The sequence below is a fragment of the Bradyrhizobium sp. BEA-2-5 genome (assembly GCF_032918025.1).
Taxonomy (GTDB): domain Bacteria; phylum Pseudomonadota; class Alphaproteobacteria; order Rhizobiales; family Xanthobacteraceae; genus Bradyrhizobium; species Bradyrhizobium pachyrhizi.
Map to the genome: position 1 here is coordinate 1,891,340 of NZ_CP136629.1, position 13,027 is coordinate 1,904,366.

General features: G+C 59.5%; 14 protein-coding genes. 5 read left to right on the plus strand and 9 right to left on the minus strand.

Features of this window, described 5'->3' with window-relative positions; all coding sequences use genetic code 11:
* Positions 1 to 122: 122 nt before the first annotated feature.
* From RX327_RS08780 to RX327_RS08795, 4 genes are all read right to left on the minus strand, one after another.
* The gene (locus tag RX327_RS08780; protein ID WP_283089600.1) at positions 123 to 380 is read right to left on the minus strand and encodes a hypothetical protein; all 258 of its coding nucleotides are present in this window, start codon (positions 378 to 380) and stop codon (positions 123 to 125) included.
* Between the two features lie 148 nt (positions 381 to 528).
* Positions 529 to 1,158: a hypothetical protein gene (locus RX327_RS08785; RefSeq protein ID WP_283089601.1), complete on the minus strand. Its 630-nt coding sequence runs from the start codon at positions 1,156 to 1,158 to the stop codon at positions 529 to 531.
* Positions 1,159 to 1,172: 14 nt separating this feature from the next.
* Complete coding sequence (locus RX327_RS08790; protein ID WP_283089602.1) at positions 1,173 to 1,493, minus strand: hypothetical protein; 321 nt, start codon at positions 1,491 to 1,493, stop codon at positions 1,173 to 1,175.
* 1,160 nt (positions 1,494 to 2,653) lie between these two features.
* Complete coding sequence (locus tag RX327_RS08795) at positions 2,654 to 2,791, minus strand: hypothetical protein (RefSeq protein ID WP_160321702.1); 138 nt, start codon at positions 2,789 to 2,791, stop codon at positions 2,654 to 2,656.
* A 167-nt stretch (positions 2,792 to 2,958) separates the two neighbouring features.
* Between RX327_RS08795 and RX327_RS08800 the strand changes: the two genes are divergently transcribed.
* The 3 genes from RX327_RS08800 (at position 2,959) to RX327_RS08810 (ending at position 5,798) form a co-directional block, all read left to right on the plus strand.
* Positions 2,959 to 4,230, plus strand: coding sequence for a hypothetical protein (locus tag RX327_RS08800; protein ID WP_317250055.1), 1,272 nt, complete (start codon positions 2,959 to 2,961; stop codon positions 4,228 to 4,230).
* Between the two features lie 883 nt (positions 4,231 to 5,113).
* Entirely contained in the window at positions 5,114 to 5,530 is a 417-nt protein-coding gene (locus RX327_RS08805; protein WP_283089604.1) for a hypothetical protein, read from the plus strand.
* Between the two features lie 58 nt (positions 5,531 to 5,588).
* Entirely contained in the window at positions 5,589 to 5,798 is a 210-nt protein-coding gene (locus tag RX327_RS08810) for a formate dehydrogenase accessory sulfurtransferase FdhD (protein ID WP_283089605.1), read from the plus strand.
* A gap of 19 nt (positions 5,799 to 5,817) precedes the next feature.
* Here the strand turns inward: RX327_RS08810 and RX327_RS08815 are convergent, their stop codons facing one another.
* Complete coding sequence (locus RX327_RS08815; protein ID WP_317250056.1) at positions 5,818 to 6,675, minus strand: SDR family oxidoreductase; 858 nt, start codon at positions 6,673 to 6,675, stop codon at positions 5,818 to 5,820.
* 570 nt (positions 6,676 to 7,245) lie between these two features.
* Between RX327_RS08815 and RX327_RS08820 the strand changes: the two genes are divergently transcribed.
* Both RX327_RS08820 and RX327_RS08825 read left to right on the plus strand, forming a co-directional pair.
* A complete protein-coding gene (locus RX327_RS08820) occupies positions 7,246 to 7,461 on the plus strand; it encodes a hypothetical protein (RefSeq protein WP_317250057.1) in 216 nt (71 codons plus the stop codon).
* On the plus strand, positions 7,458 to 7,664 hold the full coding sequence (locus RX327_RS08825) for a hypothetical protein (RefSeq protein WP_283089608.1): 207 nt from the start codon (positions 7,458 to 7,460) through the stop codon (positions 7,662 to 7,664). Before RX327_RS08820 ends, RX327_RS08825 begins: the two co-directional genes overlap by 4 nt.
* On the opposite strand, the gene RX327_RS08830 is transcribed toward RX327_RS08825, so the two are convergent.
* The 4 genes from RX327_RS08830 to RX327_RS08845 all read right to left on the minus strand — a co-directional run bounded on the left by RX327_RS08830 (position 7,661) and on the right by RX327_RS08845 (position 13,020).
* Positions 7,661 to 7,942, minus strand: coding sequence for a hypothetical protein (locus tag RX327_RS08830; protein WP_317250058.1), 282 nt, complete (start codon positions 7,940 to 7,942; stop codon positions 7,661 to 7,663). The two genes, RX327_RS08825 and RX327_RS08830, sit on opposite strands and share 4 nt — an antisense overlap.
* Before the next feature lie 1,212 nt (positions 7,943 to 9,154).
* Positions 9,155 to 10,114: a sensor histidine kinase gene (locus RX327_RS08835; RefSeq protein ID WP_317250059.1), complete on the minus strand. Its 960-nt coding sequence runs from the start codon at positions 10,112 to 10,114 to the stop codon at positions 9,155 to 9,157.
* Positions 10,115 to 12,143: 2,029 nt separating this feature from the next.
* On the minus strand, positions 12,144 to 12,329 hold the full coding sequence (locus RX327_RS08840) for a hypothetical protein (protein ID WP_283089611.1): 186 nt from the start codon (positions 12,327 to 12,329) through the stop codon (positions 12,144 to 12,146).
* Positions 12,330 to 12,669: 340 nt separating this feature from the next.
* Positions 12,670 to 13,020 (minus strand): hypothetical protein, encoded by a 351-nt coding sequence (locus RX327_RS08845; RefSeq protein WP_317250060.1) that lies wholly within the window; start codon positions 13,018 to 13,020, stop codon positions 12,670 to 12,672.
* Positions 13,021 to 13,027: the final 7 nt, after the last annotated feature.

The following is a 13,027-nucleotide window of genomic DNA, read 5'->3' on the forward strand; positions in this document are numbered from 1 at the left end:
GGCTCTCGCGAAGAGTCTGGGATGGATCGGCGCCACCGGCCACGCCGGACTCGGTCGTCGGAAGCAAAGAAGCGACCCCAGTAAGGCATGCTGGGACCGCTGCTTTACTTCCGAGCCACAGTTTACTTCTTCATGTGATCTTTCGACGTCGCGCCACTCTTGTCCGTCGTGCCTTCCTTCAGTTTTGGGTCATTCTGGGTTGCGCCGGGATTCGCGGCGCTGGGACTGCTGGACGAGCCCTGACCGGTGGTCGCCGCCGGTGAGTTTCCGCCGCCGCTGCCGCCGCCACTGCCGCCACCACCGCCGCCACCCTGTGCGCTGGCTGCAGCAATTGAGGCGACCACGAACACGGTGGTCAAGGCGATTTTTGCGATTTTCATTTGATCGCTTCCTTCCTGTTTTTAGTGAACAGACAGGGAAACAGAACGCGTTTGAGATCGTTCCTCCTACTGCAGCGAAAAGGCCCCGACGCTGAGGAGACATGCGTCGGGGCCTTCAGTAGGCGAATTGGGAAACGGAATTTGTGCGTCAGCGACCTATTCCGGTTCCTTCGCCATAGAGTTCGCGCTCGCGCTGGATCTGATCGCTGCTGAGTGGCTCTGCCGCAGGATCAAAGCCCTTCCATCCAGACTGTTGCCATGCCGCTGTGCGCTTGCTGATGTCGACTGACGACCGATCGAGCACAGCCTCTGCTCGACCGCGATCCTGTTCGTTGACACGTGCACAGACGAGTGTTCCGCCGCGACGCACGCCCTCGGCATATCGCTGGGCTTCTTCTTCCGGAACGCCCGCTTGAGTCAACGCGCCGATGACGCCGCCCGTTGCGGCGCCTGCGACAGCACCGGCCGCGGTGGAGACGAGCCATCCAGCGGCGACGACCGGGCCGAGGCCAGGAATTGCGAGCAAGCCGAGACCCGCAAGCAATCCTGCAGCTCCGCCCAGACCTGCGCCGATGCCCGCACCTGCGCCTGCTCCTTCTGCTCGGTCGTCAACGCCGTCGCGGTCTCGATCAACTTTTCCATCCCGGCCGTGCCAGCCTTCCCCATTGTTTGCGATGACGCTGATATCGGAGGAGGGCACGCCGCTCTGCTCGAGTCGCTGGACGACACGCTCAGCGTCGGCATAGTTGTCATAGAGGCGAGAAATTGTAGTGGTCATGCTGGTCTTCCTTTCTAGTTCGCCGGGTTCACGTTGCCCTGGAAGTCCAGGCTGACTTCGGTCTGGTTGCCTCCCTTGGTGGCCTTTCCTCTCCAGACGCCATTATCGTCCTTCTTGAGGTCGGAAACGCCGGAATAACCGGCAGCTTCGATCCGTGACTTCGCTTGCCCCTCGGTAAAGCTGTTTCGGCCCGCCACGGGTACGTTCGAGTTGTTTTCACCCGAACGATTGACGGCGCTATTGCTTGGGCCGCTCTGCGCTGGTGGCGTTTGCGCCGAGACAGGCGCTGAGCTCAGCAGAGCTGCCGTGGATATGATAGCAAAGACTCGCAACATCTGTTTGTCCTCTGGTTGGGTAATTGCCGAGGACAAATGAACATCAATTGGGTTGGTTGCTAAGTGCGTTACTCAACCGCAGGCAGACTGACTTCGTTGCTTTTGAATTATCGCAGGTTAATAGATCAGCTCTGATTTGTTTCTCGCAGCAGTTGGGCGGTGCCGCAAGTTACGCTGGTCCGTTCCTTGGGAAGCGAAGGCGAACAGACCCTTGCCGGTTTGCGACATTCTCGCGAAGGTGCTGCTCTCGTGTCACTGGAATCCTGTCGGGGACCAGCTCTTCGAATTGGCCGTGGTATAGTTGCTCGTCAAAATCAACCCATCTGTGTGAGTTGGCTTTTGGTCACTTAGGCACCGGCCACCGTCGCTTTGACCGTCTTGTGTTGCGTGACAATGAAAGTGGGCGATGCTAATCGATTTCGGCGCGTTGCGGCCGATCGCGGAGGATGAGCGGAACTGCGATCTGGCGGCCTGACCAGGCCAAATCCATTCTGCGTCGAGCAAGCCCCCGACTCTCGCCCCTGCTGGCTACATGCTAAGCAATTGCCAGCACCAGTACACGGCCATCACTGTCCGAACGGCGAAAGCAGTAATGCGCGAGCTGACTGCCATAGGGCGCGTCGAGATAGGTGAATTAACGATTGCACGATGTGGGCGCGAAGCAACCAAAGCGCCATCGCGTCGTTGACCGACGTTGTTGACATCGTGATCCTGATGACGAGCAGTACGGCGGCGGCAAGATTGATCTCAAAGCCCGGGAGAAGCCCAAAATGGGGATGCGGTCTGCGGATCGTCCGGTCGGTTGCCTACAACCTAAATTTAAGCGGGAGAGGTACCCGCTCGTGGAACTAGAGCTAAGTTGGATAACCAATTTCTTCATCGTTCGAACGAAGAGCTACACCACATCGGTGCAAGTCGTGGCCTCGTTGGATAGGGCGGCCGCGCGCCACGCTGCGCAACCCGCGTCACCTTATTTGTTCGGCGGAGAGCGAATCTCTGCCGTCGTCGCGACGGACGGCCGAGCGTGATCTGGCTGAACGTCAGCGGGGCCGGCGGAATGCAATGCAGCAGAAGCAAAGCGAGCGACACCACCGTCGACTGTTCGTCACTTCGTTCTCCAACTTGTCCTGTCTATGAAAGTCGGGCAGGGGGGAGGTCTTTCAGGTCCATAGCCTTCGAAGCGGCACCACGCCGCCGTCAGCTCGAATGGCCACCCTTGCTATCTCGAGCACATCGAACCTAAGCTTAACAAGCGCATCGGCGACGCCTTGGCGATCCAGCGCGCTCGACTCGGTCATGGGTCGTCCATCCCCAGATGGCGTTCAGACAAGAAGCGTGCGCAATGCACAATGGAGCAGGTGAAACAAAGCGCCGCCTGTAACCTATCCGTTTGCTGCAGAAATTGACCACCTCTGCAGCAGCTCGCGCAATAGGAGCCAAGGTGAATGCCGGACGTTGAAGGCTCATGGAGACCATGGAAGCCTACCTCCGTCGGAAGCATGAAGAGGTTCAGTTGCTGGACGCCTGTCTTGACAAGTCCTTTGCGCCGCCAACGCCGAAATCGATCAATGAAGCGATCGCACTCAAGTTCAAGCTCACGGCGGCCATCAGAGCCCAGCACGATCTGAAAGATTGGACCACGACCGAAACCGCCTGGTCGCATCGCAGGCAATCGTCCGATAGCCCGTTCGACTTCCGGTACGACTACCAGCGCGCCGATCTCGACGTGGCCGGCCCGTCGTTTTATGATCTCGGCGATGACATCGATTGGGAGACCGTCTACACGTCTTCTGGCATGGCCTCCATATCTGCCCTGCTTTTGGCGTCGTCGCACTTGTTCGATCGAGCGGATATCGTGTCGCTGCCAGGGACGTACGGAGAGACCCTGGAGTTCATTGAAGCGTACGCTCGGCACCTGAAGAGCATCACAGCCGGGGAAGTCCTGGGCGCGCCCGCTTCAGGCGCGTCGCACCGCATCCTTCTTTTAGATTCCTGCGCATCGGCAAAGGATTTCGAGGCCTGTCTGCGGTCACCCTGGGCGCAATTCGACCTCTGCATCTTCGATAACAGTTGCCTCGCCGGTGGCTCCGGCAAGATCGCCCGGGCGTTACGGAAGGCCCGCAGTTGCGGAGTGCCCGTGGCCATGATCCGAAGCCATACGAAGTTGGATTCCCTGGGTGTCGAGTATGGACGATTGGGCTCTACGACTTTCGTCCGCTCCGCGGAGGCGGATCTCTGGGTTCGCTCGCCTCTCCGAAAGCTGCCCGATGAGATGCGGAATGCAATCAGGCTGCTCGGCGGCGCAGCGCTACCCGCCCACTTCCCGCCTTATGTCGGCAGCCCCGAATACCGGTCGCTGACCACAAGGAGAGTGGCTGCGATCATCCGCAACAGCCGCCGCACTGCTCGCTTCTTCCGTCAGACGCTCGGCGATCTGGTGAGACAAACGAATTTCGCGCATGGCCTTTACGTGTTGCTCAAATGCAGGCGGCCCTTGGACGAAGAAGAGGCAAGGCAAGCGGCGTCGGAGATGAGCAGAGATCTTGGCCTGGCCGGTTTTCCGATCCGTCATGCCGGAAGCTTCGGGTTCGACTTCGCTGCCACGGAATGGTTTCACGACATGACGAGCGGGGCCTTCAGCGTCCGCATTGCCGTCCCGGACCTGCCCACCGAAATATGGGACGAGCAAACCCGGGCGATAGCTCGGTGGTGGAACGAACACGACTGCCGAGCATGAAGCATGCGGGACACTTGCTCGCGGCCCCTGGGCAAGATTAGGGTCGGCCACGAATCGCTAGTAATCCCGGCCCGATGAAAAAAGCCGCGCGGTATTTGCGCGAATTCGATATCTGGCCTTTTCCATGAAGTTGTGCCTGCGGAACGATGCAGGCCACGCCTCGCGAGCGGGCAGAAATATGAGGTCACCAGACGGAGAAGACAGGCACGTCTGCCGTCTCAGTGAAGGAGGCAGTCAAGACAGTCAGCAACAACCGCAAGCGGTGGCGAGTGGCAAGCTTTAGACCGGGCTTCCCGTGCTGAGTGAAATAGCTGACCCCGATTCGGTCGTAGCACGATGCAAATTTTCGAAGCATGTCCGTGCGATTACGGCCGCGGGAAAAAGTAGTACAGGCCGATGCGCCTACTCCGCTTGTCGATCGGCTTTGACTGGTACGACGCAAAGGCAGTCCATTCGCGTGGTTGCCGCTTGGGGCGGTGTCACGCGGGCCCGCCAGGGGAGCTTAATTAGGTTCGTCATGGGTCTGCAAACGTAACCCGAATTGTTTGTTCCTTGCCCTTTTTTCTGGCCTGGTGCCGCTCGCGCACCCGCGCTGGCGCTTGGAGCTATTTGGGAGGCATGACCGTGGTCTTTGTCGATCCGTCCGGCGCGGGCTGCATCCTCGGCGGGCTTTGACCTTGGGGACTTTCCGGAGGAGCGCCACCCGACCCCGTGTTGACGGGCCCGGTCCAGCCTTGCGGTTGCAATTGACCTTTGTCTTCAGGCGCCGAACGCCCGGTCGGCGCCTGAATATCGTCCGCCGGCTTAGCAGGCTGTGCGGTTGCCAATCCACAAGACAGCACAAGAATTATCGATGCAAGTCGGACGCGCACTGAAGCCTCTGTTGACTCTGGTCAACGAAGAACGTCCCGCCGATCTTGCCGTTCCTGCTCATCGGGACCGAATTGCTGAGGCCTTCGTTCAAGAACGTTTTACAGGAGGACTTGAATGGCAAGAGCAACATGGAAGCGGCCCGGCCGACGATCGGCAAAGGGGCAGCGCAGAGCAAATTCCTCATACAAGTGTCGTTCGCGTCACTCGAGGTGTGCCGCGAGATGCAGGCATTGAGCTACTGATCTGGCTTGATTCGGGGAGCGCTTCAGGCACCGCCACCGCCGCCTTGGTCGGCACGACTGGTTGCGGCCTGTGCGGCATCGAGAGCCTCACCGAGGCATCACGCTCGCTTCCGCGCAGGCTGGGCCGCGTTTTTTCTCGATCCGGCCAGATCGAGCGCGCTTTGCACAATCCCTCGAATGCGTAGCTCGTGTTCCGCATGCGGCCAGCCTATTTCTCCCGGATAATACTTTGGTCGCGACCGCGTGGAGATTTGCGGGTGCGCTCGCCGGGTCAGCGTCCCGGGCGATGCCGGCGCAATCACCAGCCGCGTCTCGATCGAGCTGGTTAAATGGCGGCGGCAATCGGGATGCTCCATGCTGGTCGCCATATCGGCGCCGACGGCGCTCGCAGCGCGGCTCAATCTCGCGGAATGCAATCGTTGCGGTCGCGCGCGGCGGCGGATTTGCGATTGAATGCCGCTCTGTCAATGTCCTAGATGAACGGCTTTCCACCAGTAACTGCGACCGTCGTTCCCGACGTATAACTCGAACGCGGGTCGGCGAGCATGACGTAGACCGTCGCAAGCTCGGCGGGCTGGCCTGCTCGCTTCAGTGGAACCTGCTTTCCAAAATGCCTGACCAACTCGTCCGGCAACGTCGATGGGATCAGCGGAGTCCAGATCGGCCCCGGCGCGACGGCATTCACGCGAATGCCCTTGTCGGCCAGCATCTGGGCAAGTCCTCCGGTAAAATTCTGGATCGCGCCCTTGGTCGTGGCATACGCGAGCAGTATTGGATTCGGCATGCCCGAATTGATCGATGCCGTGTTGATGATCGCGCTGCCAGACCGCATATGCGGCACTGCCGCCTTTACTAGATAGAACATCGCGTGGATATTGACGTCGAAGGTGAGCCGCCACTCCTCGTCGGAGATAGCAGCAATATCCTTGAAACTGGCCTGATGAGCGGCGTTGTTGACGAGGATGTCTAGTCCCCCGAAATCCTCGACCGCGCGTTCGATCACGGCGCGGCAATGCTCGGGGCTGCGAAGGTCTCCGGCGACTAGGACGGCCCTACGCCCTTCCGCCTGGACCAGCGTCTTCACCTCATGCGCGTCGTCGTGCTCGTTGAGATAAGAGATGAGAATGTCGGCGCCTTCGCGGGCGTAGGCGATGGCCACGGCGCGCCCGATGCCGCTGTCGCCGCCAGTGATAACCGCTCGCTTGCCCGCCAACTTGCCGGAGCCCCGATAGCTGGATTCGCCATGGTCCGGACGCGGGTTCATTCTGGCGGTGACGCCGGGCATCGGCTGCTTCTGGTCGGGATAAGGCGGCTTTGGATAGTCCGGCATGGCTCTCTCCGCAAAGCTGTTGGATTTCAATTGCGCAGCCGAGCAAGTGTTCCTGGAGGTTGGCCCCACCGAATGGCAAGGCGAATTGGCAGGCGGGCCTTTCCCTTCCTCGCCACGCGAGCGCGTTCACCCTCAATCCGAAGGACTGCTGCGTGCAAGCTCATTCAAAGGATTGAGGCGCAACTAACTTAGTCTAGCGCTACGCCCTTCGTGACTTTGTACTTTGCTCGAAAGATGGAGCTGAAGCTCCGGCTTCCGAGGAATGCGTGATGAAGAAAACGAGAAACCGGGTCAAACAAACGACGTCGCTGCAGGAGCGAATCGCCGCGTTCGCGGATATTTTCCAACAAGCGTCTCAAATGCCTGCGGGGTCGACCGCGACCATCTCTTGAAGAGGGCTGACACGGCGGAGATTGCAGCAGACGTCGACGAACGGGTCTCCTCGACGGCATCTCAATCGCCGACGCCACAGGCTTGGAGCGCTCTCCTCCCTCCAGGTCAGGAAGAGCCTCCGCCGACCGGGGCTATTCCGCACTAGGAACGAATGCCTGCTCCTGGCGTTGCGACAGGATGATCGAGCCCATTTCAATTCTCGCCGAAGACGCTATCCAAATCGCCTGGGATTTTCTCGAACGTTCGGGAGAGATCGGCGACCCCTACACGGCAGGCCGCTTCCTGACGAAGACCATCGACGAGATGGCTGGCAACGGCGAGCATCGTAAGATCATGCTCGCAAACCGTGCCATTGAGGTCTATCGAAGGCACAGGCGAGCGGTTGCGGCATGATCAATCCCAATTGTCCGATCTGCCGCGGTCTGGGCTGGGTGTGTGAAAATCATCCGCACCTCGCGTGGACGGCGGAGCCGCACGGCTGTCAGTGCGGGGCAGGGATGACGTGCGAGTGCAACAAGTCCGACGACATCGACAAGGGCGTTGAAGAGCCCGACGTGAATGGGGTGCTCGATGAGATCCCGCCCGCCGAGAGCTAGCGTCGCGCTGCCTTCTTGCGCCGATTGTAGGGTGAGCGGTTGACGGGCCGCAGCGAAATGCCCTCGCGTTGCGCCTTGCTTGCGATCGAGCCCTTTGGTCTGTGCATCTTCAGGCTGATCACGCCTGTCGGCGTGTTCGCCTTCGCCAGTGACCGCAACTGCTTCACTTCCTTATCCGTCCATGGTTCGCGCGAACGGCGCTTGTACTTCGGGTTTACCTTGCGCGCTCCCTTCTTGCCGATTGGCGATCCCGGGCGCTTCCACGATGCGACTGCCATTTGCGATCCTCCTGCATCGTTAGGCTCGAAATCGGGATCTTTGTTCCTAAGGACACTCAAAACAAAGGATGCAGGTCACGTCGCCCGTGGTACGCCGCGCGGCGTGGTTTGGCAGCGTCGGAGAGTTCGTAGCGCATGATTCGACCCGTTCGGTTTGAAATCGGAAACATAACGCGGCAGTCGGTTCAATGAGTCCGCGTGTGTTTGCCCACGGTGCGGTCGCGATTTGCCGCGAAAGCGAAAGCATTTTGCTCAATTTGAATTTGAGCATGGCCCTGAGTCGACATTCGCTTCTGCACCGGCCTCGCCGGATCTAACCCAGCGGAGCCTGTGGAGGTTGCCGGCCACCGTCGAATCGTATGGGATGTGATGAGATTGAAACGCCTTGCCTCCGGATCCGACGGCATACGAATAGTATGGAAGTTTGTGTTCGACTAGTCGCGGGATAAACCGTCCTCGGACGAGCACTCCGGACGGGGGTCGCCGATCGAGTCGAGCATCTTTCGTTCACAGCGTCTTCGGAAGAAACGCCACGCGGCGGATCCTGGCGGGTTGTCTCAAACGCTCGCTCTCGGGCATGCGGATCGACGCGGTCAGACATCCAGCTTTGCTCTGAGCACTCGCGAATGGTGCGGGCGTCCTGCAACACGAAGATCGTCCATCCCTGCAGAGCGTGGAACGCCGGTCGCCTTTCACTCAACATCATCTTCCCCGTCCCGAGCTGCTGACTCAGACCAGGGATTCCGAAATGCCATACTTGCGGTTTGTCCACTGTTCTGCCGGCCTATCTATAAGCCTAGGCAGCCGCCGCGGAGTCTCCCTTCTCGCCACTTGCGACGACCTTGAGCGGACCATCTGGGAGCGGACGCTGCAGCGCCTCGGCACGTCCCAAGGCGCGCGAATCCAGACATTGTTCCTCGGTGTTGTCTGGATCACCGGCATCGCGTTCGGACGAACACGTTCGATCTCGACATTGGGATCGCAGGTCAGAGAGCCATAGACGTCGATGGCAACCTCGCTTTCCTTTGCTTTCACACTCGTCCAGTTGGTCCCTAGGCTTGCGAACGCGACGAGGAGCTCGCATCCGACGCGAACCAGACCGGCACTTTCCTCCCCTTCGATCGTGTCGTATTCTGAACGACGTGAATGGCAAAACAGCACTGGCCGCGGTCGGTCAGTTGAAGGCCCGTGGCAATCCGCGGATCTCGGTAATCAGTCCTCAAGGATGACCACCACTTCCACCTCGCAACCTTTCGCCGTGGGCGTCCTGATCATGCTGCCTTTCATCTGCGCGGTCATCAGGTTGATCAGGCGCGTCCCCAGGCCACTTTTGGCCTCTGACGGGCATCCGATTCCATCATCCCGTACCGTGATTGCGACCTGCTCGTTTCTGCTCCGGACATCGACTTCCACGGTGCCCGGTCGTCCGTCCGGAAATGCGTATTTGAAGGCGTTAGTCACCAGCTCGTTGACGATCAAACCGATCGATGCAGCTTGCGAGCTCTTCACAGCGATTTCTTCGCTGGTCACCCGTATCGCAATCGGGCGCAAGCCCCGGTGGAAGTCAGCGAGGCTTCCGCACAACGCCTCCAGATAGGCCGAGAGATCGACCGTGCTGTTAACGGAGGTGTCGCGCAGCCTGTCATGGACCTTAGCGACCACCTCGATGCGTGCGAGGGCGGAGGTGATCGCCGCTTGCACGGCAGGGTTGGAGTTTGATCGCGCTTGCAGGCGCAGGATCGACATGATTGTCGCAAGGTCGTTCCTGGTCCGATGCGCGAGCTCCATCAGCAGCACGTCCGCGTAAGCCTTCGCTTCCGAGTGCTTCTCCAAGGTGGTACGCAAGGCTTCGGTCACTGCCGCGATGCACAGCCCGCTTATCAGGAAAATCAAGAGCGGCAAGATCTCAGCGCTCAAAGGCGGCGGCATAAAGTATCGCAGGGCAAGCGCGGCGCTCGCGCCAGTGGCAAGGAAGCCGGATCCGCGATCGAAGATGACTGAGGCTAGGAAGATGGCCGGAATGAACAACACCAACGGATAGGGCTTCAACTGGTCATCCAGCAGGAGCTTGGTCAGGAAAGCCAAGCCGACCAGCCCCAGGCTCAAAAGATACCGTACCCAGACCGGGTAGCTGGGCTTAACTGAAATGAAATGAAGCAGAAGCCGGTCCATGAAAGGCAACGAAGCGGTTGGACGACGTGTTCCTGTCGCACGACGCAGCGCGTGAGCGTGCAGCGTGGACTAAAAGGCCGACGAGTTGTCTTGCCGCTGCGCCAGCGTTCGAATCGCCTAGGAACGATTCAGTAAAGCGTGAGTTCGTCTCGAAAGAAAATTCAGACGAGAAAACGTCAAATTCCAAGACGGTAACGCCATGATGCGATCAGTGCAGAAGCTGAGGCGCGAGTCCGAGCGCAGCCGCGCAGAACTCGCCGTGACGGTCGAATCGATTGAGGGAACAGATATCGGATAAAGCATCCGAGACAAGGTTTCCCCGCAACACATCAAATCCAAAGTCTTCGATTTGTTAAAGGGAAGACCAAGGGCGGGGTTAAGGCGGTGATGCAACGGGCCTTGGATAATCCCCTGCAGGCAGTCGCTGCGGATACCCAGTCATGGTGCCGCTCCTGCGCTCGGCGAGCGGCTACCACTCCTGACGATAGGCGCAGGTCTTGCCTTAATCAAAAGCTCGCGACGGAGCCGCGGAGGCCATCGCCCCGGCAACAGAGGAAATGCTGGATAAGGCGGCCGAGCGCGCTCAGGCACCGCGGAGCGAAGCCAAAGACCAGTCGCTTCGGTTGAAAGCCGCGCCAGGGACATCGCCCGCGACGCGCAAGGTAAGGCTGCTGGCAAAGCCAACGATCTCAGGAACCAAACGGCGCAGGCCACCACCGCGGTGAGCGACAAGCTCAGGAGCGACGTGCCGGCCGACACGGACACGGCGTCGATCGCGCCGGCAAAGGCCAGTGAGATCGTAGGCGACGATGCCGCGCTGATCGGCGGGTGACTAGGGATCGCGATCGCGCGACCATCGCCGCGGCTCTCTCCCCGAGACCGGAGCCGAGGCGACGGGCCAAGCGAGCGATCGAAGCAGGCGGCAGGGGAGGCGACGCAATCCGGGTTTGAAACGGCCAAGGAAGCGACGATGTCCGCAGCCGACGCAAAGGCGAAGAGCGTCAAAAGGCCGATCTGGACGATCACGCCAGCCGCATGACGTAAAACAGGTCGAGACGCTCCAGAGAAAATATCATTAGCAATTTAGACCTACCAGAAGACGAATTTCACCTAGAACCAGAACACAGGTTCTTCACAGACCCTGAAAGTGCAGGTGGCCGACGCCCGCACCGAGATGATGCAACGCGCCGGAGATGCACAGCGAGCGTCGATGGTATTGCCCGCGACAAGCTCAAGGAAGCGTCTAACGCAGCCAAGGAGATAGCCTCCGATCGTCGTGGTGCTGATTTGGGTGTACTGCACTCGCAGACCACGCGGTGGCGCGAAGCGGCGGCTCACTGGCAAGCATTGTGCCGAGTTTTATGGACTTTAAGTCATGACGGCGTCTTAAAGCTCCCGCTTCGCTCGGCCTTGCCCACGTCTTGCAGTAACAAGAGTCGCATGTTGGGGCCTGCGCTTGTGATGCCCGCTTCCTGAGCGAGCCATTATGCTTGGCGTGGGCGTGCGCGACCTCCGCGCTGATCTGGATGACCGGTGCTCGCATGCGATATTGTCCATCTCTCCCTTCAAGAAATTAAGTGCGTTCGGAGGCGGGATTGATGCTGAGCCGTGCGATCATTCGTATTCGACAGAGAATCCAATGCCCGTTCTCAGCAACGATGCGTAAATCGAATTTTAGCTCGCCCGAGAGGTAGTTTGCGTCCAGGACGTAGGCGACCGTCATTTCACTATGTGAATCGCGGCGATCAGCTTGGTCACGCAGTGCTTGCGTTTCCCCAACGAACGAAAGCGGCCCCAACCAGGGAGCCGCCAACCCGGCAATACGGATTTTCCTCCGGCAGTCGGGGGCGCCTTTGGCCAGCCGGAGCGACAGATAGACGCCTGGCTTCTCGATGGTTCCTGCCTGCCAAGCGTCTGAGGGAAAAGGTGGCAATCGCACATGAGAGCGTTAACAATGGCTCCTGTCGGGTCGCGCCGACACTAGACAACTGGCCTCAGCATCGGCCTCCAGGCCCAAAGGTGCTGAGGCCTATTTTTGGCCGGATACTTCGCCGAATATATTAGGATGATTCACGCGAGTTACTTCTGAAACCGCGACGGGCGTGATGATCTGGCGTACAGGGCAGGCGATTTTCATCCGATATTTTTTCAGCCGAAACGACGACCGCTGCTTCTCGGCCGACAGCGGTTCGGCGATCCAACTCGGCCCCAGCATGATCCGGATGCTGGGGTCTCTTTGATCAGGAACGAAGCAGATGCAGCGGCATTGGTCGCCCTGTTCGGTGCCGTATCGCTATCGGCACTGAGACGGCCAGTTAAAGATTAGCCCAGCTCCCCCCGGTCGTGGGGGGGCCTTTTTGGGAACAAAGCTGCAAGGAAGCCCTGCGAAGTGAGAGAACCCAAACGATGCCTAGTTCGGCAAGGAAGTCAAACCGACGGCCATCGAAACGGGATCACGTTGCCATCTGTAGCAAGTGAGACTCGAGCACTCGTTCGTAGACGTGCCGCCTGGAATGGGCGCCGGCGTTATGCAGATAGCTTGATCGCCATTTTCATCAGCGCTGCACAACAGGAGTAGTGTATGTGGAGTCGTTGGGAAGCTGCGCTTCGTACTGCTTGGCTTTCTCAAATAAGGCATCGCGAACTGGACCTTGCGGCAACAGTGCGGCCTGGTGGCGCGCCTCCCTCGCGCATTCAGCGAGTTTACTTGCCAGATCGTCGGTCTCGCGGCTCTTGGCCTCCCGGGCCAAGCGCTCCGCTTTCAACCTTTCGCGGTTCTCATAAAATGCCTTTTGCGCTTTAGCGTATTCGCTCAAAGCTTCTTTCGCTTCAGCCTCTCTGAATACCTTGCGGGCTTCTCTTTCCGCGCCTGAGGGTGTGCTCCTCCGCTCTCGAACGTTGACCATGTTGAAC